General features: G+C 55.3%; 21 protein-coding genes. 11 read left to right on the forward strand and 10 right to left on the reverse strand.

Features of this window, described 5'->3' with window-relative positions:
* The first annotated feature begins 168 nt into the window (after positions 1-168).
* Together Q362_RS24720 and Q362_RS0105090 are read left to right on the forward strand one after the other, a co-directional pair.
* Positions 169-303 (forward strand): hypothetical protein, encoded by a 135-nt coding sequence (locus Q362_RS24720; RefSeq protein WP_281172871.1) that lies wholly within the window; start codon positions 169-171, stop codon positions 301-303.
* Between the two features lie 66 nt (positions 304-369).
* A complete protein-coding gene (locus Q362_RS0105090; protein WP_035215728.1) occupies positions 370-1,326 on the forward strand; it encodes a hydrolase in 957 nt (318 codons plus the stop codon).
* Positions 1,327-1,341: 15 nt separating this feature from the next.
* On the opposite strand, the gene Q362_RS0105095 is transcribed toward Q362_RS0105090, so the two are convergent.
* The 6 genes from Q362_RS0105095 to Q362_RS19220 all read right to left on the reverse strand — a co-directional run bounded on the left by Q362_RS0105095 (position 1,342) and on the right by Q362_RS19220 (position 5,591).
* The gene (locus Q362_RS0105095; protein WP_157469892.1) at positions 1,342-1,932 is read right to left on the reverse strand and encodes a hypothetical protein; all 591 of its coding nucleotides are present in this window, start codon (positions 1,930-1,932) and stop codon (positions 1,342-1,344) included.
* Positions 1,883-2,977 carry a nicotinate-nucleotide--dimethylbenzimidazole phosphoribosyltransferase gene (gene cobT, locus Q362_RS0105100; RefSeq protein WP_028317809.1) on the reverse strand — a complete coding sequence of 365 codons (1,095 nt, stop codon included), beginning with the start codon at positions 2,975-2,977 and terminating at the stop codon, positions 1,883-1,885. Before cobT ends, Q362_RS0105095 begins: the two co-directional genes overlap by 50 nt.
* Positions 2,978-2,991: 14 nt before the next feature.
* On the reverse strand, positions 2,992-3,591 hold the full coding sequence (gene cobC, locus Q362_RS0105105; RefSeq protein WP_028317810.1) for an alpha-ribazole phosphatase: 600 nt from the start codon (positions 3,589-3,591) through the stop codon (positions 2,992-2,994).
* Positions 3,588-4,367 (reverse strand): adenosylcobinamide-GDP ribazoletransferase, encoded by a 780-nt coding sequence (gene cobS / locus Q362_RS19215; protein WP_051553694.1) that lies wholly within the window; start codon positions 4,365-4,367, stop codon positions 3,588-3,590. The genes cobC and cobS overlap by 4 nt, the downstream gene beginning before the upstream one ends.
* 11 nt (positions 4,368-4,378) lie before the next feature.
* Complete coding sequence (gene cobU / locus Q362_RS0105115; RefSeq protein ID WP_028317811.1) at positions 4,379-4,939, reverse strand: bifunctional adenosylcobinamide kinase/adenosylcobinamide-phosphate guanylyltransferase; 561 nt, start codon at positions 4,937-4,939, stop codon at positions 4,379-4,381.
* 214 nt (positions 4,940-5,153) lie between these two features.
* Positions 5,154-5,591, reverse strand: a complete 438-nt coding sequence (locus Q362_RS19220) for a CAP domain-containing protein (RefSeq protein ID WP_084312310.1) — start codon at positions 5,589-5,591, stop codon at positions 5,154-5,156.
* Positions 5,592-6,295: 704 nt separating this feature from the next.
* On the opposite strand from Q362_RS19220, the gene pilM reads away from it, so the two are divergent.
* The 8 genes from pilM (at position 6,296) to Q362_RS0105160 (ending at position 14,880) form a co-directional block, all read left to right on the forward strand.
* Complete coding sequence (gene pilM / locus Q362_RS0105125; RefSeq protein WP_245590163.1) at positions 6,296-7,324, forward strand: type IV pilus assembly protein PilM; 1,029 nt, start codon at positions 6,296-6,298, stop codon at positions 7,322-7,324.
* Between the two features lie 2 nt (positions 7,325-7,326).
* Positions 7,327-7,878 carry a PilN domain-containing protein gene (locus tag Q362_RS0105130; protein WP_028317813.1) on the forward strand — a complete coding sequence of 184 codons (552 nt, stop codon included), beginning with the start codon at positions 7,327-7,329 and terminating at the stop codon, positions 7,876-7,878.
* Positions 7,879-7,913: 35 nt separating this feature from the next.
* Entirely contained in the window at positions 7,914-8,534 is a 621-nt protein-coding gene (locus Q362_RS22735) for a type IV pilus inner membrane component PilO (protein WP_084312312.1), read from the forward strand.
* A 44-nt stretch (positions 8,535-8,578) separates the two neighbouring features.
* Positions 8,579-9,082 (forward strand): pilus assembly protein PilP, encoded by a 504-nt coding sequence (locus Q362_RS22740; protein WP_084312314.1) that lies wholly within the window; start codon positions 8,579-8,581, stop codon positions 9,080-9,082.
* Positions 9,079-10,665 (forward strand): AMIN domain-containing protein, encoded by a 1,587-nt coding sequence (locus Q362_RS22745; protein ID WP_084312316.1) that lies wholly within the window; start codon positions 9,079-9,081, stop codon positions 10,663-10,665. The genes Q362_RS22740 and Q362_RS22745 overlap by 4 nt, the downstream gene beginning before the upstream one ends.
* A gap of 43 nt (positions 10,666-10,708) precedes the next feature.
* Positions 10,709-12,445: a pilus (MSHA type) biogenesis protein MshL gene (gene mshL / locus Q362_RS22750; RefSeq protein ID WP_084312318.1), complete on the forward strand. Its 1,737-nt coding sequence runs from the start codon at positions 10,709-10,711 to the stop codon at positions 12,443-12,445.
* A gap of 36 nt (positions 12,446-12,481) precedes the next feature.
* A complete protein-coding gene (locus Q362_RS19225) occupies positions 12,482-13,495 on the forward strand; it encodes a hypothetical protein (RefSeq protein WP_084312320.1) in 1,014 nt (337 codons plus the stop codon).
* Positions 13,496-13,608: 113 nt separating this feature from the next.
* Complete coding sequence (locus tag Q362_RS0105160; protein WP_035215668.1) at positions 13,609-14,880, forward strand: OmpP1/FadL family transporter; 1,272 nt, start codon at positions 13,609-13,611, stop codon at positions 14,878-14,880.
* A gap of 25 nt (positions 14,881-14,905) precedes the next feature.
* Here the strand turns inward: Q362_RS0105160 and Q362_RS22045 are convergent, their stop codons facing one another.
* The 4 genes from Q362_RS22045 to purF form a co-directional block, all read right to left on the reverse strand.
* A complete protein-coding gene (locus Q362_RS22045) occupies positions 14,906-15,499 on the reverse strand; it encodes a methyltransferase family protein (RefSeq protein ID WP_051553698.1) in 594 nt (197 codons plus the stop codon).
* A 74-nt stretch (positions 15,500-15,573) separates the two neighbouring features.
* Positions 15,574-18,135, reverse strand: a complete 2,562-nt coding sequence (locus Q362_RS0105170; protein WP_028317818.1) for a cytochrome ubiquinol oxidase subunit I — start codon at positions 18,133-18,135, stop codon at positions 15,574-15,576.
* A complete protein-coding gene (locus Q362_RS0105175; RefSeq protein WP_028317819.1) occupies positions 18,132-19,211 on the reverse strand; it encodes a hypothetical protein in 1,080 nt (359 codons plus the stop codon). Before Q362_RS0105175 ends, Q362_RS0105170 begins: the two co-directional genes overlap by 4 nt.
* A 274-nt stretch (positions 19,212-19,485) precedes the next feature.
* Complete coding sequence (purF, locus tag Q362_RS0105180) at positions 19,486-20,916, reverse strand: amidophosphoribosyltransferase (RefSeq protein ID WP_028317820.1); 1,431 nt, start codon at positions 20,914-20,916, stop codon at positions 19,486-19,488.
* A gap of 201 nt (positions 20,917-21,117) precedes the next feature.
* On the opposite strand from purF, the gene selD reads away from it, so the two are divergent.
* On the forward strand, positions 21,118-22,182 hold the full coding sequence (gene selD, locus Q362_RS0105185; RefSeq protein WP_084312326.1) for a selenide, water dikinase SelD: 1,065 nt from the start codon (positions 21,118-21,120) through the stop codon (positions 22,180-22,182).
* Positions 22,183-22,184 lie beyond the last annotated feature (2 nt).

The following is a 22,184-nucleotide window of genomic DNA, read 5'->3' on the forward strand; positions in this document are numbered from 1 at the left end:
CGGCGGGCTTGCCCGCGCTCACACCGGGGAGCGCCTCCCGCATCCGGATCGGTTTCCGGGTTCAAATTCCTTGCCGAACACGATACATTGCGGCCGTAAGGAGGGACGCCCCGTCCCGCGGTCGATGAATTCGTCCAGGCCATCGAAATGAAAAAGGCGGCCTGGACCATGAACGACAATGTGCGCCGCATGCGGCCGGAAGAACCGACGATGGTCGTCTTTGATCGATCAAAGGCCGTCCTGGCTGCGCCGGATTTCGATGGTGAACGGGAGGAGACAGGCTTCTGTTGTCTCTCTATCTGATATCTTTTGATCTCTGTTCAATGTTCCACCCCGGTTTTTTCCTGCACCCGACCTTCGGAGCTGCCCATGCCGACCGACACGTTCCAGCCGCCCTCGTGGTTGCGCAATCCCCACCTGCAAACCCTGTGGCCCAAACTGTTCCGCCGCCGGCCAGTCCTGTCCCTGCGCCGGGAGCGCCTGGAACTGGCGGATGCCGACTTCATCGATCTGGCCTGGACCGCGCCGGCGGGCGGTCCGGTGGTGCTGATGCTTCACGGCCTGGAAGGCGATCTCCGCTCGCACTATGCCCTGCCGGTGATGGCCGTGTTGCTCCATGCCGGCCTGCAGCCGGTGTTCATGCATCTGCGCGGGTGCAGCGGCGAGCCCAACCGGCTGCCCCGTACCTACCACAGCGGCGCAATCGAGGATCTGGCCGAAGTGCTGGCGCTGCTGCGGGCCAGCGGCCGGCCGGCGGCGGCGGCCATCGGCTTTTCCCTGGGTGGCAATCTCCTGCTCCGCTATCTGGGCGTGGCCGGGGATGCATCCCAACTGCGGGCGGCAATGGCCGTCTCCGTGCCCTTTGTCCTGGCCGATGCGGCCCGGCGCCTGGAACAGGGCAGCTCCCGCCTTTATCAGCAGTACCTGCTCGACCGGATGAAACGATCCTACAGGTGGAAATGCCAGGCCGTTGCCTCGCCCTTGCGGGTTGATCTCGACCGGATCCGCACCCTCCGGGAGTACGACGAGCGCATCACCGCGCCGCTCAACGGTTTTGCCGGGGCCGACGACTACTATGCCCGGTGCAGCTCCATGGGCTACCTGCCCGCCATCACCACCCCGACCCTGATCCTCCACAGCACCGACGACCCCTTCATGTACCCGCACAACGTGCCCCGCGCCGACCAGGTGGGTCCGGGAATTCGCCTGGCCATCCAGGAGCACGGCGGCCATGTCGGATTCATCGACGGGCGTTTCCCCTGGCGGACCGGCTGCCTGATCGATCGCCTGGCAACCGCCTTCCTGCGCGAACATCTCGCCGTCTGAGTCGCGGTTTCCCGATCAGGGGCGCAGCATCCGCACCCGGTCAACCGCGGCCAGGGCATCGTCCGGATCGAAGATTTCGAAGCAGACCAAGAGTTCCTCGCGCAGATGGGGACGGGCCGCCTGGAGAGTGGCTTCGTCCAGGGGGAGGTGGTCGATGCGGCCGTCGGTGCCGGAGAGGTGCAGCTCGACGATGTGGGGATGATAATGGGCGGGCAGCGGTCTGCCCAAGAGGCTGTGGGTGAGGTCGAAGGTGAAACGGGGGTGGAACTCGACCAGGTCGATCAGGTTTTCCAGGGCGACCAGATCGGGCCAGTCCTGCTCTTGCCATCCGGGCAGGGGATGGAGGGTCATGTTGAGCAGGGGAAAGCCGCTGGCCGCGAAAAATTGGGCGGCGGCCAGGGCGTGTTCCGTCCGGTCGGTGGGCAGGTGGAGGGTGTATTCCAGGTCCAATGCGGCCAGGCCGTCGAGCCAGGAGGCCACCTTGGTCCGCATCGGCTTGTCCCAGGTGTAGACCAGGAGTTCGACGAAATCGACCCGGCCTTCCACCAGGCGGGCGTTATCGAGGAAATTTTCCCCGGTAAGCCATGATGTGGTCCCCAATTTCATCGCGCGATTTCCCGAGAATGGCAAAGGTACCCATTTCCTCGATCATGCGGAGCGAGGCCTCGATGATCGAAAACATCAGGGCGCAGCCGGTGCCCTCGCCCAGCCGCATGTCCATGTTGAGCATCGGCTCCAGGCCGGTGATCTCCCGCAGCAGCATGGCTCCGGGTTCAAAGGAGAGGTGCGAGGGAATCATGTATTCCACCGCCTCGGGCTTGAGGCGCATGGCCGTGAGCGCGGCGACGTTGGAGATCAGGCCGTCGGTGACCACCGGCACCCGCCGGGCGGCGCAGGCCAGATAGGTGCCGGTCAGGCCGGCGATGTCGAGGCCGCCCACCTTGGCCAGCACATCGAGGGGGTCGTCCGGATCGGGCCGGTTGTGCTGCACCGCCTGCTTGACCACCGCTTTTTTCCGCTCGAAGGCCTCGTCGGTCAGGCCGGCGCCCCGGCCGACCACCCGCTCGATGGGCGCGCCGGTGAAGGCGTAGAGCACGGCGCTGCTGGCCGTGGTGTTGCCGATGCCGATCTCGCCGGTGCCGATCAGATCGTAGCCCTGGTCGATGGCCGCATTGGTGACCTCGATCCCTACCTCGATCGCCCGGATCGCCTCCTCGCGGCTCATGGCGGGTCCCTTGAGGAAATTGGCGGTGCCGTAGCGGATCTTGCGGTTGATCACCTTGGGCAGATCGACATCGACCTGGATGCCGATGTCCACGGCGATGATATCGGCCTTGGCGTACCGGGCGAGGAAATTGACCCCCATGCGGCCGGAGGTGACGAAATCGGCGCCGATGCGGGTGATGTCCTGGGGATACATGGCGATGCCCTCGGCATAGACGCCGTTGTCGGCCATCATCACCACGATCGCCTTGCGTTTGATCTCGTTGTGCACCTGGCCGGTGATACCGGCGATCTGGCGGGCGATGTCCTCCAGCTTGCCGAGGCTGCCCGGCGGTTTGAGGCAGTAGTCGATCTCGCGCTGGGCGGCGGCCATGGCCGCCCGGTCGATGGGTCGGATGGCTTCCAGGGTTTGGGTCAGCAGTTGCATGCGTATTTATCTGTTTATCTGTAGTTGAAACGGATGAGGATGGGCAGTTCGCCCATGAATTCGACCTCGCTCAAGGTGGCGTTGTCGACCTTGAACTTCCAGTAGCCCTTGGCCACCGATTCGCAGAAGAAATGGGCGAGCAGCGAGCGGATGCAGCCGCCGTGCGAGACCACTGCCACCCGCTTGCCGGGATGGGTGCGGACAATCTCCTCGACCACGCTGATCACCCGGTACTTGAAGGCGGCAAAGGCCTCGGCACCGGGGATGCGGGTTTTTTCCCAGTCGGTGAGCCACATCTGCCAGATCTCCGGATACTCTTTGGCGATCGTTGAGAAATGCATGCCCTCCCACTCGCCGAAATGGAATTCCTGCAGGCTGGAATCGGTGACGATCCGCGCCTGGTCGCCGAACACCAAGGCGGCGGTCTCCACCGCCCGCGACAGGGGGCTGGAGAAAATGGAATCGACCTCAAGGGCGTTGATCCGTTCCCGTAGCGTTTGGGCCTGGAGACGGCCGTGGTCGTTCAAGGGGGTGTCGGTGCTGCCCATGAGGACGCCGCTTTTGTTCTGTTCGGTTTCGCCGTGACGGATGAGATAGAGTTTGGTCGTGTTCATGACAGCCAGTATTTCCAGACAAGAAGAGCGACAAAAAGGCTGAGCAGTTCGGCGAGTTCGATGGAGGCGCCGATGGTGTCGCCGGTAATACCGCCCAATCGCCATTTGACATAGGCGGCAAAGCCCACAGCCAGCCCGACCGGCGGCAGATGGAGGATCAGGGTCAGCCAGGGAATCACGTTTGCGCGCACGCCCCAGAAAAACAGCATGCCGCCGACCAGAATCAGGGAAAACAGGGTGGCAAAGACCGCCTGCACCAATCCGGTCTGATTGACATAATCGCCGATGCCGCGCTCCTGGCGGGCATAACGGGCCACCGCCGAATGCCAGACCAGGGCCATCCGGCCCAGCACCGGCGCGGCCAGGAGGGCCGGAACAGCGCCGTCCGCCGGGATGGCGCGTAGCAGGAGATATTTCAGCAAAATGGCCAGCACCACGGCGATCACCCCGTTGACGCCCAGGGTCGAGTCCCGCATGATTTCGAGCATCCGCTCGCGCGAGCGGTAGCTGAACAGGCCGTCGGCGGTGTCGGCCAGGCCGTCGACGTGCAGGCCGCCGGTGACGCCGATCAGCAGGATCACCGCGATTAGGGCCGCCAGTTCCCGGCCGAGCAGCCAATCAGCCAGCACAAACCCTCCGGCCGCGGGCAAGGCCACCAGCAGTCCGACCAGGGGCATCCATTTCATGCCCTGGACAAAGCGCTCGGCGGTGAAGTCGATCGCCACCGGGATCGGGTAGCGGGTCATGAACTGGATCATGAGAATGAGCGCCTGCATGCCTCGATCTGCTACCCCTTGATCCGCACCGGAATACCGGAAACAACCAGATAGACTTCGGCAGCGGCGGCGGCCATCCGCTGGTTGACCCGCCCGGCGCAGTCGCGGAAGAAACGGGCCATGGCCGAGCCCGGCACGATGCCGTAGCCCACCTCGTTGGTCACCGCGACCAGGTCGGCCCGACTCCCGGCGACGGCGGTCACGATCGCCTCGATTTCGGTCATCACTTTGGCCTCGACCTCGTTCAATCGGACCATGGCCGGGCGTTCCCAATCAACGGGTTGGGCGAGGATCCGGTTGGTGGTGAGCACGGTGAGGCAGTCGAGCAGCAGGCCATCGCATCGCCGCCCCTCGTCGGCGATAACCGCGGAGGGTCGCTCCGGCGCTTCATGGGTCCGCCAGGCAGCGGGCCGCTGTTGCCTGTGTCTGGCAATCCTGTCGGCCATCTCGTCGTCCAGGGCCCTGGCAGTGGCGATATAGGCGATATCCTTGCCAAGATCGGCAACCAGTTGCTCGGCAAAACGGCTCTTGCCGCTCCTGGCCCCGCCGGTGACAAGAAGAATGCGTCCCATGACTCCACCCCGGTGAAAAAATTTCGGTCCGTTTCGCCTGCGTGCTGCGTGACCCAAGGTCCCGTCTTTAAAAAGGCAACAGCCTGGATTCGTTTGAAAAGATTATGAAGATCCGGTCGACAGTCTGCTGTTATATCGAATCCGGGACAAAAAAGATAGTGGCAAGTGGCCGACTCGGTTGGCGATGCCGTTTCCGGCAGGAACGATCGCCGGATCACTGGCAGGCGAAAAAGGTGACATAGGTGCCGACATCGGCGATACCGACCCTGGTCACCCCCTCTTTGAGCATGTTCTGGTTATGGCCGCTCGATCGCCGCCAGCCATCGAATAGCTTGAGGGGAGTCCTGTAATTCCAGCCGACATTTTCGACACACATGCGGCTGTCTGCGCGTTCGAACCGCTCGTCGAAATTGCGGTGGCTGAGCATCTTCTGCCGGAACATCTCGAAGCTGTGGTGCCTGGCCAACCGGATGAGGTTGGCATCAAATCGCAGCGGGCCCAAGCCGTTATCCTGGCGATAGAGATTGATCTGTTCCAGCAGGGTTCGGGCGTAAAGAGAGGCGCCTTCATCCCGCACCAAGGCCATGGCGCGGTACGGCAGGGTGATCGACACGAGCATGCCGACAACAAGAAGCATCTGTCGTGACTTCATTCCATCCAGTCCATGAATAGGATGTAAAGAGGTGTGCCGTCATCCCGGCAACCAAATGCCGATGCACAATACGGGGCAGCGATAATCAGTGGTACAGAGGTCGATGCCGGATGTCAAGAGTGTCTCCTTCGCTCGGAGAGACAAGCGAGGCAGATGCACGAGGCTCATCAGACTTTTCAGGAGTGTGAAAATAAAAAAACATCATACCGAGAACCTGTTGCCCGGTTTAAAGCACAAAGGCAAAGGGAACGGGGCGATTGCGGACAAATCAAGGGAACGCGAGCTATCAGGTGTTCGCAACAACCTGTACCAAATATCGTAACGCTCTGAAATATGGAACAATTAAAAGACGATGGGAAAAAATAAAAAAATAACCGCACGACTTGACAAAGAAAGTTTTTTGTGTGCTTAATATCATATGAAAAAAAGCCATTAAATCCTGGGACTAGCTCGCTTGGTTTGAAAGGATGCGGGAGAGTTGGTGAGGGGAGATGTTGCGAATTGCATAACCAGGTAATTTTGCTGTATAAAAATAAGAAAGAACGGGAGTTTGTAGCTCGCTCCCGTTACATGGGTTAATTTTGAGACGAAAAAAATAAATCGTGCATTTTAATGTAGTTAGCGAAGATGATGTATTTATTAATATGATTATACTAAATTAATTGCCAATAATGAATTTCTATAAGATAACCAAAAAGGAGAAGTTGATCACCGGTATAGATATAGGATCGCATGCAATAAAAGTATGCCAGCTTAAAAAAGTGGGTGATAACTTCAAGATTGAATCGGTTGGATCTGCTGCGCTGCCCTCTGGAGCTGTGGAAGATGGGGTGTTGCAGGAACCATCAGAGGTGAGTAAGGTCCTCTCTTTGTTGATGAAAAATCTTAAAATAAAAAATAAAAAAATAGGGATATCGATATCGGGTTATTCTGTCATTGTAAAGAAGATTAATCTTGAACAAATGTCGGATGATGAGCTTGCAGATTACATTAAATCAGAGGCCGAGCAATATATCCCTTTCGATATTGATGATGTCTACATTGATTTCCAAAAACTGCCGCAGAGAAAGGAGGTTGCTGATCGGTGTGATGTGATGCTGGTCGCCGCAAAAAAAGAAGTTGTCAACGATTATCTTGAGATGCTAAGCGGGTTAAGATTGAATACCGTGCTAGTTGATGTTGATGGTTTCGCTTTAGAAAATATCTGGGAAACAGTTGAGTCGCGATCGGAAAATGTTGCTTTGGTCGATGTTGGCGCATCGAAGATGAATATTAACATCATCTCGGGAGGGGTGTCCGTCCTGGCCAGGGATGTGGCTGTCGGAAGCGAACAACTGACCGATCAGATCATGAGCGCCATTGGTGTCGAGTATAAGGATGCTGAAAATATTAAACTTGGCATCGCGTCATCCGGTGAGCATCGGGCGATTGTAGAGAATATTTTTAACAAAACATGCACACAATGGATCCTTGAGATAAAGAAAGCTATTGATCTGTATCAGGCGAATAATCCGGACAAACCATTGCAATCCATTATTCTGAGTGGTGGCGGCTCAAAAGTAAATGGATTCAAAGAATATCTAATTCGTGAAACAGGTATGGAGGTCGTTGCTTTTAATCCTTTTGATAGAATGAATTATGACAAAAGTAAATTAGATGAGCATTATATTCTTGGAATAGCTCCTGAAATGGCAATTGCGACAGGACTTGCAATTAGATCAGCATCTTTTTAACTATGATTAAAATCAATCTTCTGCCAGTTCGTGATATTGTACGACGCAAGAAATATTTTTGGCAAATCATTGCGGCTTCATTTTTTATTGGTTGCATTGTATGTGCATTCATTTTTGTTGAATTCTATCAGTTGAATTCAATAAATAAAATAAAAAACGAAATTGCTAGAATTGAATCGGAAAAAAAACAGTTTGCCAAAACCCTATCTGAAATAAAGAAGATAGAGGAAGAGAAAGCCATTTTATTGAAAAGAACTGATGTTATAAATCAATTAAAGCAATCATCATCGCTTACTGTACACGTTCTGGATGAAATAGCAACCTTAACGCCATCAAATAGAATGTGGCTAAAAAGTCTTTCGCAGAATGGTAATCAACTTGCGCTGACAGGTATGGCACTCGATGATCAAACAATAGCCAGGTATATGGATGACTTGGAGGCATCGCATTATATTCAAAACGTCCGTTTGGCAAGCTCCTCTCTGGAGATCGTTGCTGAAAGGAGCTTGAAAGCTTTCTCAATTACGGCGAATGTTGATATGCCCAAAATGTAAAAAAGCAATTTATATTTCTGCGTTAGGTTGATTATATGATGTATAGTCCTAAAAAGACAAAGATTGATCTTTTCTTAGATGAACAATATTCGAAGATAAGCACCCGTAACAAGCTGCTGGCAGTGGCATTGCTTACGTTGCTGTTAACGGGATTGTTTTATATCGTCTTTTACCAACCCAATCATGAAGAACTCGGTAGATTGGCACAGCAAGCATCAACAGGCAATGAAGAGTTACGAAAGGTAAGAAAAGCGGCGAGGGATTTGCCTGTGCACCAAAAGGCTTTGGAAGATGCACGGATACAATTTGAAACCACTTCGGCGCTGTTGCCAAAAAGTCAAGAGATACCAAATTTATTAAGAAATATATCTGATCTCGGAAGAAATTCTGGACTTGATTTTATTTCTTTTACACCAGGCCAAGAGGCGCCAAAAGATTTTTATGCAGAAATTCCTATTGATATCAAAATTAAAGGGCCGTACCATAATCTCGGCCTTTTTCTCGATAGAGTAAGTAAATTAGAAAGAATAGTTACTGTCAATAATATAAAAACTGAGAAAGTTGACCAGGAAAGTAATGAAATGGTATTGAGTTCGAGTTGTAAGCTCATAACGTATAGATTTACTAATGTTACAATCGAAAACAAAAAGAAATAGAACGTGATATAACTATAAGCCAATTATTATTGTAGCGATTGAGAATGAATAACGCCGTAAGATATTTGGTATTATGCCTAACAGTAGCCATGTACTTTGCATCTGATAACTGTTCAGCGCAAGGATTGGCAGATCAGAGCGATGATAGTCTGAGGCAACAGTTGGAAAACGAGAGATATGAGTATAAAGCCGAAGGGCGCTCTGATCCTTTCAAACCTTTTGTTACTCCTAAGTCTACCTCTTCCGCTCTTCCCGACCCGAACGAGATTGTTGAAGAAAAAACCGAATATTCAGGAATGCAATTATTTGAGCCCGGTCAGCTTGCTCTGGTTGGGATAATGATGACTTCAAGTGAACCTATTGCAATGGTCGAAGATCAGACAAAGAAAGGATACATGTTAAAAATCGGAGAGTTGGTAGGGAAGCGAGGTGTGGTGACTTCGATTGACGAGCACCAGGTTGTCATTACAGAAACTGCTCGTACCCGCTCCGGACAAGAGATGAAGAGTACCGTTATCATGAAGATGAAACATGAGGGAGATAAATGATGAGGGCGCAACTTGTCTCAAACGTTATAAAATCAACTGTATCGATGCTGACCGGCATATTATGTCTTTTGATATCATCCCTTGTCAATATTGCGATTGCTGATGGTTCGATGCAAGTAAAATCAGTTAATGTTAGTAATATCGATAGAGCTGTTGAAATCAAAATTAATGGAGAAAATATTGGTGCATCGACCGTTTATGAGTTGCCTAATCCTGAAAGGATAATCGTTGACCTTGCCAATGCTGCTTTGTCCAATAATTTTACAAGTCAAATTAACGCTGACGGCATTACTTTACAGACGAAGCACCTTGCTGACAGTAAACCAACCATTCTTAGATTCGAGTTCTATTTGCCTGAAAAGATTGATTTTGAAACAAGAAAAAATGACAATGAAATAAGAGTGTTGCTTAAGCGGGGTGGAGGCGCGACAAGCCAATCTCCGGCTGCTTCGACGCCGAGCGATACGATGGGCGTGTATTCGGAACGTGCTGGGAGCGGCAAGGGAGGGGGCGATTCAAAAGGGCAGCGAACAGGAGATAAGATCGGTTCGGTGATAGGTGCTGCCAAAAATATTGAGAGCCAACTGCCTGAAATCAACCCTCTTGATTCCAGAGTCTCGCCTAAAACAAAGGCGCAACAAATGGAGGATGCGTTTAATTTTTCTGGATATAATAAAGAGAGGATTACTGTAGAGTTTCAAAAAATGGACCTCCATAATGTCTTCAATTTTTTAAGACAAGTGAGCGGAGTGAATATCGTTGTCGATGAATCGGTACAGGGTTCGCTTACATTGGTGCTCGACGATGTGCCTTGGGATTTTGCTCTTGACATTATCTTGAATTTAAAAGATCTGGAAAAAGAAGAGCGGTTCAATACGTTGGTGATTTATCCGAAGAAAAAAGAATTTAAATGGCCTGATAAGAGTCAGGATAACCTCAGTTTTCAGGCTGATGCCAAAGTTGTTGAGCGTGAGTCACTGACTATTAAACAGCAGGCTGGACAGTCCTTTGAGCATCCTGAAGCCAGGCAGGAGATAAATAAGGGCAAGGAAGCTGAAAAGAATGAGAACTACGAACTTGCTGTTTCGTTTTATGAGCGTGCATACGAAAAATGGCCGTCAAATAGCAATTTGTCGAATAAAATTGCATCTATTTATTTGGTATATTTGAAACAATATGCAAAATCACTTTATTATTCAAATCTTTCATTAAAGCATGACAAAAATAATAGTAGATCGTTGGTGCTAGCTGCTATTTCGTCTGCCAATATGCAGGACAATGAGAAGGCTATTGGTTATTTTGATAAATGTACAAAAGTTAAGACACCCCTTAAAGAGGCGCTGCTGAGCTATTCTTCATTCTGTGAGGATACTCATGATTACAATTGTGCGATATCTAATCTGGAAAGATATAATTTATTTTATGGTGAAGATATGGATTCCTTGGTTAATGCCGCTCGGGTTTATGATAAAATGGGGCAGGGGCATAAGGCTGTTGAAAAATATAATAAATTACTCATCTCCGGTTATCGAATTCCGCCGGATTTAGAGAAGTACGTGAGAAGCCGCGTGACTGTTAATTAATAAAGCCTGTCCGATCATTGCATATAGAGGGTGAGGGGCGTTAATGATGAAACTTGTTAGCATTGTTGTTTCTTTTATTTTTTTGGTTTGCTCGTTTACTGTCGGGTTGTATGGATGTGCGCAAAATAAGCCGCCTCGTGATCTCCCGAAAGCTATGGATTCAGCGAGTGGCAAGGAGAGTGCCCTTGCTGCCTCCTCGTTGTCCAAGCCTGTGCAACTCCCGGTTCGGTACCAGTCTTCAGAATTTGTTGTCCCAAAGGATACGCTGGACGAAAGCTTAGGAAGCGGTGGGGCTGGTGAATATCAGATCAAGGTCGGGGCGACCATCCGTTCTACTAATGGGCCCCAGCCCTTGTGGGATGTCATGAAACGCTTGGCCAATCTTAAAGGTATGACCGTGAGTTGGGCAAGTGATGTCGATCAAAATGTTCTGGTTGATGTTGATATCGCAGCGACAGACAATTTTTACGATGCGGTAGCGAATTTATTGCGGCAAGCGGATTATTTCCATGAAATGAACGGCAGGAATATCGTCATACGTAACAAAACGACGAAAGTATTTAAAATGTCAGTACCTTTCATGCAAGGAGCGTATACATCGACTGTAGGTGGCAATTTTCTTTCTAACAAAGATGCTGCTTCGGGCACTGAAGGATCAGTGAAGATAGCAAGTGCTGATAATAAATTTAATGTATGGGAAAATATTGAAACCAATTTGAAAAGTATTTTGCAAACTTCTTCGGTTGAACGAAAAGATATAGTAAACGTTTCGCCTTCATCGAATAGTCAAAACTCAGATAGTGGGAATGCCACAGGAAAGGATCAGGCAGAAAGTGGTCCCGAGGCGACTGCGTCGGCTTCTCATCCTTCTGCTCGCTATTCAGCAAAAGATGAGCCATCGTTTGTTATCGATAAAAGTGTGGGTTTGATAACAGTTACTGCTAAACCAGCTCTCTTGAATACAGTTGAAAAGTATCTTGATAATTTAAAAAAGCATTTATTTCAACAGGTTAATATAGAGGCAAAAATAGTTGAAGTCTTTCTTCAGGACAATTCAAAAATAGGGATCGATTGGAGTGCTGTATTCAAAGACCATCCATTGCAAGGAACCGTACAATTTGGCAGTAATGGGCAGGTCTATCCCCACGTTCCCGGTAATTCAAATTATGCTAATACATTTGTAAGTAGAGTTGATATTAGTACATTTGATTTTTCTGTGTTGATTAACGCATTGAATGAACAAGGTGACTCTCATGTGCTTGCTAACCCTAAAATCACCGTATTAAATGGTCAGCCAGCTATTATTAGTGTCGGAAAAGATGTGGCTTATGTCAAATCGATCAAGAGAGATGAGAATGATAGCGGATCAACTATTAGGGTCACTTATACAGCAGAAGTTGGCAATGTGGTGCAAGGCGTTGCATTGGGAGTTATGGCATCTGTCGTTGACAAAGATCGAGTGATATTGCATTTGACCCCGATTACCACTGATATAGAAAATCTGGAATCTGATGGTAGTGTTACCATGACCTCGATTGGTGACGGTGCCATTGAACTCGGTCTGCCGCAAGTTAAGGTCCGAGAAATGTCGACCATGGTTGAAGTTCAGAACGGCGAGATGCTCGTTATCGGTGGTCTGATCGATAGCGTTGAAAGCAAAACAGACAATTTCGTGCCCGGCTTGGGCAGTGTCCCTGTTCTCAAATATTTATTTGGAGTTGAGGAAAAGAAGTTGCAAAAACGCGAACTCGTCATCCTCCTTTCTCCGAGAATTATTTAAGATTATTTATGAATTCATGTGCATGGGAGATATGGTATGAAATATAGTCGCCATCTGCTTGTTGGCTTGTCAGTCCTTCTTCTTGGTGGTTGCGGTACAACCATTCATGAATCCCTGAAGGTTCAGCAGGCGACCATGAATCCGGTCGGGGCAGGGAAGACCGTTGTTATCCTTCCCTTTGCTGATTATTCCCAAGCCGACAATCTTGAAAGTTCGTATCGTCGCCAACTTTTTGTCAGTGAAAATATAACCGACCAATTCATAAAATATGGCTTCTATCTTCCGGTGCAGGATGATGTCTTCCCCTATTTGGTTGATCAGAAAATCATCAGAGTACAAACCTATGCCAAGCCCAAAACGGAATCTCTTGAGCAGGAAATGAAGGGAGAATGGTCTTCCGCGATGAAAGGTGAATTGCAGCGATACATGGATCTCGCTCATAAGACCGGTGCCCAAACGGGCGGGGGGGAGGCGATGGGAACCCATGGCCTGACGATGCAAGAAGTGGTCAAGATTGGTAGGCATTTTTCCGCAGATTACATCATTCGCGGTCGGATTATCCAATACAAGGATCGCCAGGATCCTTCCTGGAATCCAATGCGGAAAGGACTTATCACCTTTGTGAGCGGTGTGACCAATAAAATAGCCTTTGGCCAAGCCGAATCAGATCAATACGATGAGTGGAACAATACAGTGGCTGGAGCGGCCGACGCCGCTTTTATCTCAGGAGTAACAGATGGTGATCTGAATCACGCCATCGCCTGGGGAGCCGCGGGGGCTGTCTTGGGGAACATGGCGCATCATTCAGGAAGAATTCCCCAGGCGGTTGTTCAATTACGTCTCTGGGTGCAAGATGCGTATACTGGCAACGTTGTCTGGACAAACCGGGTGGATGTACGGGTATCGCCGGAGTCCGTCTTGGCTGATTACCAGTATGACGCCCTTTTTGAAAAAGCCACGGAAAAGGCGATAACCACCTTGGTCGATGATTTTGCGCAAGTGGTCTACAATGTTCCGCCACCGGCACCACCGGTGAAGACTAGGCGCTGAGCAGCTCTATTTTTTCGTTCAATGGGCAAGACCGCACAAGCGGTCTTGCCCATTTTTTTGGGAAAAATCAGTAGATCAACACAACAAAAACTCTTTCAACAATCAGCAATATCATGCAGTCGGATTATCGCAAGGCAACCCTTTTCGCGGCAGTGCTGCTGCTCCTGGCATGGCCGCATAAAGCGGAGGCATCGGGGTTTCGTATCGCCAACCAGTCACTCGGGGCGGTGGGGTTGTCAGGAGCCCGTACGGCCTATACCCCAGGTCCGGACGCCAGCTATTACAATCCCGCCAACATGAGTTATCTGCCCGACAGCTGGCTGGTGGAAACATCGTTGACTGCCTTGCAGTTGCCAGCCATCGAATACGCAGACAACCGGGGCAGTGCCTTCAATGGCTCGTCGGAAAACGAATTGTTCTGGATGCCGCTTTTGCACATGACTTCGCCGCAATACGGCCGCCTGCGCTACGGGTTTTCCCTGACCTATCCCTTTGGCTTGGCGAAACAGTGGGAACAGCCGTATCCCAAAGCCCTTGCCGAAAAATTTTCCCTGCTCACCGTGGAAGCGAATCCGACTTTTGCGTACAGCCTTGCCGATTGGTTGAGCATCGGCGGCGGGCTCCGCTTCGTCTACGGCAAGGGCGAGGTGGAAAACGAGATAGGGGCACCGCTCTCTCCCCTGGCCACGTTATCGCGATCATCGGATGGAACCGACACCCAACTGGGCTACAACCTGGCAGTGTCGATCCGTCCCAACGAACAGTGGACCGTGGCGGCCACTTACCGCTCGGAGGTGGAACTGGACTTGGACGGACACAGCGACCTTCAGGCCACGGCAGGTTCGTTGCCGCTGGCTGCCTATGCGGGTGATGGCTCCGTGGGCATCACCCTGCCGGCCGTCCTCAGCCTGGCGACAGCTCTGACCGTGGACCGGCTGACCGTGGAACTGGCCTGGGATCGGACCTTCTGGTCCTCTTTCGATCATCTGGATTTTGCATACACCCAGAATTTTCAATCGTCCCCCTTTTTTGCGGTCTTCGACAGTATGCTTGTGAAAAACTGGGATGATGCCGATGCCTATCGCATCGGCCTTACCTACGACTGGAATGCCAGTTGGACCACGACCCTCGGTTTCACTTATGACCGGACGCCGGTTCCTGCGACCACGCTGGGATTTGAACTGCCGGATGCCGATGCGATGGTCTACTGTGCGGGGATCCGTTACCGGTATTCACCGAGGATGGAATTCGGTCTTTCGTATATGTACCATCGGACCAGCACCCGCTCGGTAAGCCAAGCCGATGCCAACACCTCGGCCATTGATGGTCGTTTTACCGAGGGAGGCGCCCACGCGGTGACGCTTGGCGTGATCACCACTTTTTGATTGCCCGCAACCACAGCAGGGCGAATCATCGGCGGAACAATTTCCACGGAATGAGCATCGGGACCTCCCGACAATAGGCGCGATAAGGTTCGCCCAGGCTTTGCCGCAGCTTGCGTTCTTCGAGCAGGGTGCCGACGATCAGGTAGACGGTGAGCAGGGTGCGGATGATCAGGGAGGCATCGGTGAGTTGCGGCAGAGCCCAGAGCAGGGCAATGCCGCCGCTGTACCAGGGATGGCGGACATGGCCGAGGATGCCGGTTTGCTCGAAGCGAGGAGGCGCGCCGCTTCGTCCCATCCGGTAGTCGCGCCATTGGCGGATCCCGAGAAAGCTCTGCAGATCGTAGACCCTCAAGCCGCCGACAAACATGATCAGGGTGTAGAGGCCGAGCACCACCCGGACAGGGAATATCCAGGCGGGCAGGGCAAGGGGATGGTGTGGCACAGTCGGTGTCAGCCAAAGAAGCGGCAGCAGGCTGACCCCTGAAAAACAGACGTAACCGAGCCGATGGCGGGCTTGCCACGCCCGCCCTTTCCGCTCGAACCAGCGACACACGCCGGGAGTGATCAGCAGACTGTGCGCAGCGCACCAAGCCAGCCACAGGAGGATCAACCGGAGCATCACCGTTTCCCCGCCTCGACCGCATTCGCTTCCCCTCGCATCCCGGCAGCGTTCATCCGACCCGCACTCTCCGCTCATTCATTGCGGAATGTTCCCAAGCTGTTGGGATGATGCATCTCGTCGTCCATGGCCACGGTGTGGCAAACCGAACAGGCGCGATTGGCGCCCAGGGGAAGGCGATTTCCCTGATATTGCAGGGGCTGAAGCGCATCGAGTTGGTCGCCGTGCGGGTTGTTCGCCGGATAGAGCGCGTGCGGGCTGGAGTGGCAGGCGGCGCAGAACAGACGGCCGCTTTCGTCGGTCCGGTTGCGATAGAGCGCCTGCTCGCCTTCGGTCCAGGTGTTGATGGTGGTGTCGGTTGCCGGCGGCTGGTAATCGACGTGGCAGTGCAGGCAATCGGGCTGGTTGATCCAGGGCTTGCGCGGGACGATGGCGTCGATGGCGGCCACCGCCCTGGGCGTCAGGGCCGTCATCAGGCGCGCGGCCTGCTGTTTGCCTGCCAGCCGCTCCAGTTGCAACAGGCCCAGGGCATGATCCTCCATGGAGCCGTGGCAGTTCGTGCAGTCCAAACCCAGCGCCGAGTGGATGTCGCGCAGGCTGCGGGTGGCGCCGGTGGGTGAGGCAGGATGGCAGAACGAGCACGCCTCGGCGCCCTTGTCCCTGAGATAATGGACGTGGAATCCGTGAATCGAGGCCGAAAGGCTGAGCCGGTCGGGTTCGCCCTTGGCCCGGACCATCACATCGGCGTGGCAGGATTGGCAGCGCACCATTTTGCCTGATTGTTCGGTCACCAGCAGGGAGGTTCCGCTCAACCGGTCGTGGGCTTCCAGGATGTTCAGCGCGGTCTGCCGGTTCAAACCCGCATGGTCGTCCGGTTCGGGAGCGCCGCCGTGGCAGGTGGTGCAGCCCATCTCGGTGGAAACCGGGGCCACCACCTTGGTCATGGCCAGGATGTTTTCGCTCTCGTCCCTGGCTTCGATGGTGACCACCGGATAAGGATCGAACCCCTGCGCCGAAACGGGGTACAGAGCGATCCCCTCGGCGGTGAATACATCCTCTTCGGGGAGCATATCGCCGGACGGCGCCGCTTGGCCGTCGGGACCGACAAAGCCGTGCTCCACCCGATAACGGAGATGCACGCCTTGATTGACGATCTCCGGTGTTTCTCCCCGCTCGATCAGCTGCGCCTGCAGGCCATTGCCCGGCGGAAACAGCGACAACAATCCCTTGACTTCAGCAACATAGCGCATGCCCAGTGTGCTCCAGGCTACGAGGACAAACCGATCGGACTGCGGATTGAAGGGCGGAATTTCAGCCAGTTTTCCCGCAAGCCGGGCCGGCGGGGGATCGCTGCGACCGTTGAGGCCATGGGCGATGAACCGGGCGAGCGCCCGGCGCTCTTCCGCCGTGCCGGTGAAGGGTGGCATGACGGGATGGAAGGTGTGCATGCCGCTGATCATGGCATCCAGTCCACTGGGGGTGTACGGCGCGGCCAGTTTCCTGATGTCCCGCATCGGCCCGCCGATGGCGTGGCAGGAGAGGCAGAGCAGGTTGTACAGATCGCGGCCCGCTTCCCGCGCATTGTCTTCGGTTATCTGCCGATGGCGTACCCATTTGGCTGCGGTCAGCATGCCTTCGGTCTGGAGGCGCCGGACATCGTCGCGCAACACCGAGGTGGCGTACAGGTAATCGCGGAGAATGTAGGGCCGGCGACCGCCCTCGCGGATGCATTCGAAACAGCCCATGAGAAGCTGACCGATCAGCAGCAGCAGGATAGCCAGCGATCTGCTCAAGCCGGCTGGCAGGCGGGCCATCAGCAGCAGGCCGCCTAGGGCAAGCACGGGAGCGCCGACGAGAAAGCCGTCGATGAAGGGGCGGGCCGAAGGCATGCGCGTCCAGATCGCTTCCTGCAGGTCCGGCGGCAGGGCGGCCCGGTACCAGACGGCGGAGGCGAGGAAAAACAGGAAAGGCAAAAGAAGCCAACGGGCGCAGAACCGGGTCAGGGTGGTCCGCAGGGAAGGGTCTTTGAGCCAGGTGGCGGTGACCAGGCCGAACAGTCCGGCGATGATGAGGGCAAAGAAGGTGCGGAAGGCGAGCGAAGGCCAGAAGCTGGGATTGAAAAAACCGTCCCAGACGTTTTTGGTCGCAAGCCAGTCGCCGGGAGTGAGCATGAAGCCGATGATGCCGTTGATCAGAAAAAGCGACATCCAGGCCACCCCGCCGTAAATCCAGGCGAGCAGTTGGTGGCGGCCGGGTGCCAGCCGATCGAAGCTGTACACGTAGAGGAACAGGGAGACGATCTCGACCAGAAAACAGACCCATTCCGCGGCCCAGGCAAAGACGAAGGTGTGGATGAGGATCGAGGTGGCGGCCGGGTTCAGCAGGGAGATGACAAACCAGATCCCCACGCCGCTGATCGCACCGGCCACCATGGTGAGCACGAGGAAAAATCGGGCGTGCCCGCGGACGTAGGCGAGCATGGCCGGATTGTTTTCCCGGATGGCCTTGCGCTCGGCCAGTGCCAGGAACAGGCCGCCGCCCACCGCGAAATGGGCGATGTAGACGTGGAAGACGGCGATCAGCGCCACCGGCAGGCCGCCGCCGAGAAAATCGAGCTGCCAGACCGGATAATTCATGGCAGCTCCTCCCTGCCGGCCCATGAGCGAAAGGTGAAATGGAGCATCGAAGCGATCAGCGTCAACCCCGCCGCCAGCATGAACAGGAAAAAGAAGAGCGGCGTCGCCGCGGGGGTGAGCGGCAACTGCTCCATGGAAAACCATGGAGACAGCAGGGCGGCGCGCAGCAGGCCGCGAGCCCAGAGCATCAGGGCAAGGGTGGCGAGGGTGCAGGCCAGGGCAGGGAGGACCCGATTGGCCAGGCCGAAGAGAACGGCGGCCACGGCGAGCATGCCGCCGATGGCCAGGCAGAGGAGGAACAGCCAGCCGGTCGTGGTGGCCGGGCGCAGCATGCCCTGGGGCAAGGCGGCGAGAAACCAGAGGCCGATGGCGACATTGGCGATGGTGGCGAAGCTGAACCAGCGGCAACCGTGCCTGAGCCAGTGGTCGGCAGTCTGGTCGCCCCGTGACCGCCGCCAGTGAAACCAGAGGGCGATGGCCAGCCCGCCGATCGCCACCGCGCCGACCATGAAGTGGAGGAACCGGGGTACGAGCATGGGATCGGCGAGATTGAGCAGCAGGCCGTGGGGATGGGCGAAATAGCGGCTCCAGTTGGACGGTGTCTGCATCAGAGTGAAATTGTTGACAAAGAAAAAGGCAACGGTGAACAGCAAAAGGACCATCAGGGCGACAACGAACGGCCGGCCGCGCCCCAGGCGGGCATACAGGTTTTTATAAACATAGGCCAGGGCATAGGCGGCAATCAGGAGGCCGACGACCGCCAGCCAGAAGACAGCCATCAGGATGGAACTGGTATAGAGGAAGTGCCCGTAGAGCGCCTGCACGAACAGCAGCGGCGCCACGCCGAAATTGACGGTAAAGGCGATGGTGAACGGCAGGGTGCGGGAGACGAGTTCGGTGCAGGGGGTCGATGCGCCCCGGCCGCGCAGATAGCCAACCATGGCGATGCAGGCGGTGCCCACCGTCACATTCATCAGCAGGATATGGCAGAACAGGGTGAGGTGGAGAAAGAACTGCAGCCAGCCCCAGTGGACGGGAATGGCGTCCGGGACGGGGATGAGCGCAGCGGGATCCATGGCGGCCTCCTGGGTGGCTGAGGGCTCCGTTTCCGGAATCGGGCGGGAAATGGCCTCATGCCGGCGGCAATGCTGCCACAGGCACAGGACATTCTACAATCTGAAGGAGGGGCTGGGAAGGAGTTTTAGCTCGTCGTGCGAAGCCGCTTGTGCCAGCGTGCCGGAATGTGGCCGCATTTTTCGGGACAACAGAAGGCACGCCGGCAACGGCCGGCGCACCCAACGGCAATGGGCGCCCGCGGCCCCGCCCCGGCAGGACACGGCGTCCGGACGTTCAACAGCCGCAGTTGGAAAAGGCCTCCTTGGTGAAATTCTTGTCCGGTGCGATCGGATATTCGCCGGTAAAACAGGCCAGGCAGAAATGATCCCTGGGCAGGCCCGTGGCCTCGACCAGTCCCTCCGGGCTGAGATAGTGGAGCGAATCGAGGCCGAGATAGTCGCGGATGGTCTCCACTGTGTTGCCGGCGGCGATCAGTTGGTCGCTGGAGGGAAAGTCGATGCCGTAATAGCAGGCGTGGCGGGTGGGCGGACAACTGACCACCAGATGGACCTCGGCGGCGCCGGCGTTGCGCAGGGCCTTGACCCGGCTGCGGCCGGTGGTGCCGCGGACGATCGAATCCTCGACGATGATGACCCGTTTGCCCTGTAAAAGCGACCGGACCGGATTGAGCTTGACCCGCACCGAAAAGTCGCGCATCGACTGGGTCGGCTGAATGAAGGTACGGCCGACATAGTGGTTGCGGATCATCCCCATCTCCATAGGAATGCCCGAGGCGTTCGAATAGCCGATGGCCGCGTAGTTGCCCGAATCCGGGAAGGGCATGACGAAATCGGCCTCGATTTTCGCCTCTCTGGCCAGGATTTCGCCCATCCGCTTGCGGGCAGCGTACACGTTGAACCCGAAAACGTTGCTGTCCGGCCGGGCAAAATAGACGTGTTCGAAGATACAGAAGCTCTTCTGCGTCGGCGCCCAGGGAAAGAACGAGGTCAAGCCCTGCTCGTTGATGATCAGCACCTCGCCCGGCTCGATATCGCGGACGTATTCGGCCTCGATCAGGTCAAGCGCGCAGGTTTCGGAGGCGACCACGTGGGCGCCGTTGTCGAGCACGCCGAGGCAGAGCGGCCGGAACCCGTTGGGGTCGCGGACCGCGATCATGGTGTCCTGGGTCATGAGCAGCAGGGAATAGGCGCCCTGGATGCAAGTGAAGGTGGTTTTGATCGCCTCCTGCAGGCCCCGGTCCAGGTGGCGTACCATCAGGTGAATGACGATCTCGCTGTCCATGGTGGTCTGGAAGATCGCCCCCTGCTGTTCCAGGTGGCGCCGCAGGGCGATGGAGTTGACCAGATTGCCGTTGTGGGCGACGCTGAGCGGCATCCCCTTGTGGGTGGCCATGAACGGCTGGGTATTGATGATGTTGGATTCGCCGGTGGTGGAGTAACGGACGTGACCGGTGGCCAGGTGGCCGGAAAGGCGCTGCAAGGTTCGTTCGCTGAAGACATCGGCCACCAGGCCCATGTCCTTGTGAATCAGGACCTTCTTGCCGTCGCCGGCGACAATGCCGGCGCTTTCCTGGCCGCGATGCTGGAGGGCGTAGAGACCGAAGTAGACGAGTTTGGCGGCATCCTGGTGGCCGTACACCCCGCAGATTCCGCATTCATGCCGGGGTTTCGTCGAAAAGTGCTGGTCCGTTGCAAAGGTGTTCATAGCGCTTGTCTACAATAATGTCGGATGCGCCAAAAACCGAAAGGCACAAAGAACGATTCCTTGTGCCTGTACTTTGGTCGATCCGGCGTGCCTGAAGAAGGTTATTTTCAACCAGATTATACGTTTTTTTTCAACAAAATATCGGGTAGTTTATACAGAATAAAATTTCACTGTGATTTCAGTATGCAAAACGACAAAACCATGACCACCGCTCCCGTCAGACTGACCGCCACCGTCAAGGCCGCGGGCTGAGCCGCCAAACTGGGCCCGGGGGACCTGGGCCGGTTATTGTGCGGACTCGAGTTGCCGCAGGATCCCAATCTGCTCGTGGGCACCGAAACCAGCGACGACGCCGGGGTGTACCGTCTCAGCGACGATACCGCCCTGATCCAGACCGTCGACTTCTTCACGCCCATCGTCGACGATCCCTACGATTTCGGCCGGATCGCCGCCGCCAACTCCCTGTCCGACGTCTACGCCATGGGCGGCCGACCGCTTCTGTGCATGAACATCCTGGCCTGCCCGGTCAAGTCCATGGACCAGTCGGTGTTCCGGCGGGTGGTCGAAGGGGGCCTGGCCGTCATCCGCGAGGCCGGAGCGCTGCTGGTGGGCGGCCATTCCATCGAGGATACGGAATTGAAGTACGGTCTGGCGGTCACCGGCCTGGTCCATCCGCAACGGGTGCTGCGCAACGGCGGCGCCCGGCCGGGCGACGTGCTCCTGCTCACCAAACCGCTGGGCACCGGCATCCTGTCGACGGCGATCAAGGGCGGCCTGGCGAAGGCGGCAATAGAACAACAACTGGTGGCGCTGCTGGCCACCCTCAACCGACTGCCCATGGAGATCGTCGGCGAGGACGAGGCGGTGCGCTCCGGGGTGCACGGCTGCACCGACATCACCGGTTTCGGCCTCTTCGGCCATGTGCACGAGATGGCGGAAGCCTCGGGCGCCTCCATCCGTCTGCAGCGGCAGGCGCTGCCCATCCTGCCGGAAGCGCGCGCCTTCGCCGACATGGGCATCATCCCCGAGGGTGCCTACCGCAACCGCAACCATTATCGGCAATGGGTCCGCTCCGGCCTGCCCGAAATGGACTCCCTGGAGATGATCGGCTACGATCCCCAGACCTCGGGCGGCCTGCTTTTGGCCATGGAGCGCGACGCCGCAATGCGGTTGCAGGACGAACTCCAGCGGCGGGGCTATCTGCCGGAGTGCCGGGTGATCGGCGAGGTCCTGGCCGGCGAGCCGGGCTTGGTCTATCTGAACTGATC

It is taken from the genome of Desulfobulbus elongatus DSM 2908 (assembly GCF_000621145.1).
Classification (GTDB): domain Bacteria; phylum Desulfobacterota; class Desulfobulbia; order Desulfobulbales; family Desulfobulbaceae; genus Desulfobulbus; species Desulfobulbus elongatus.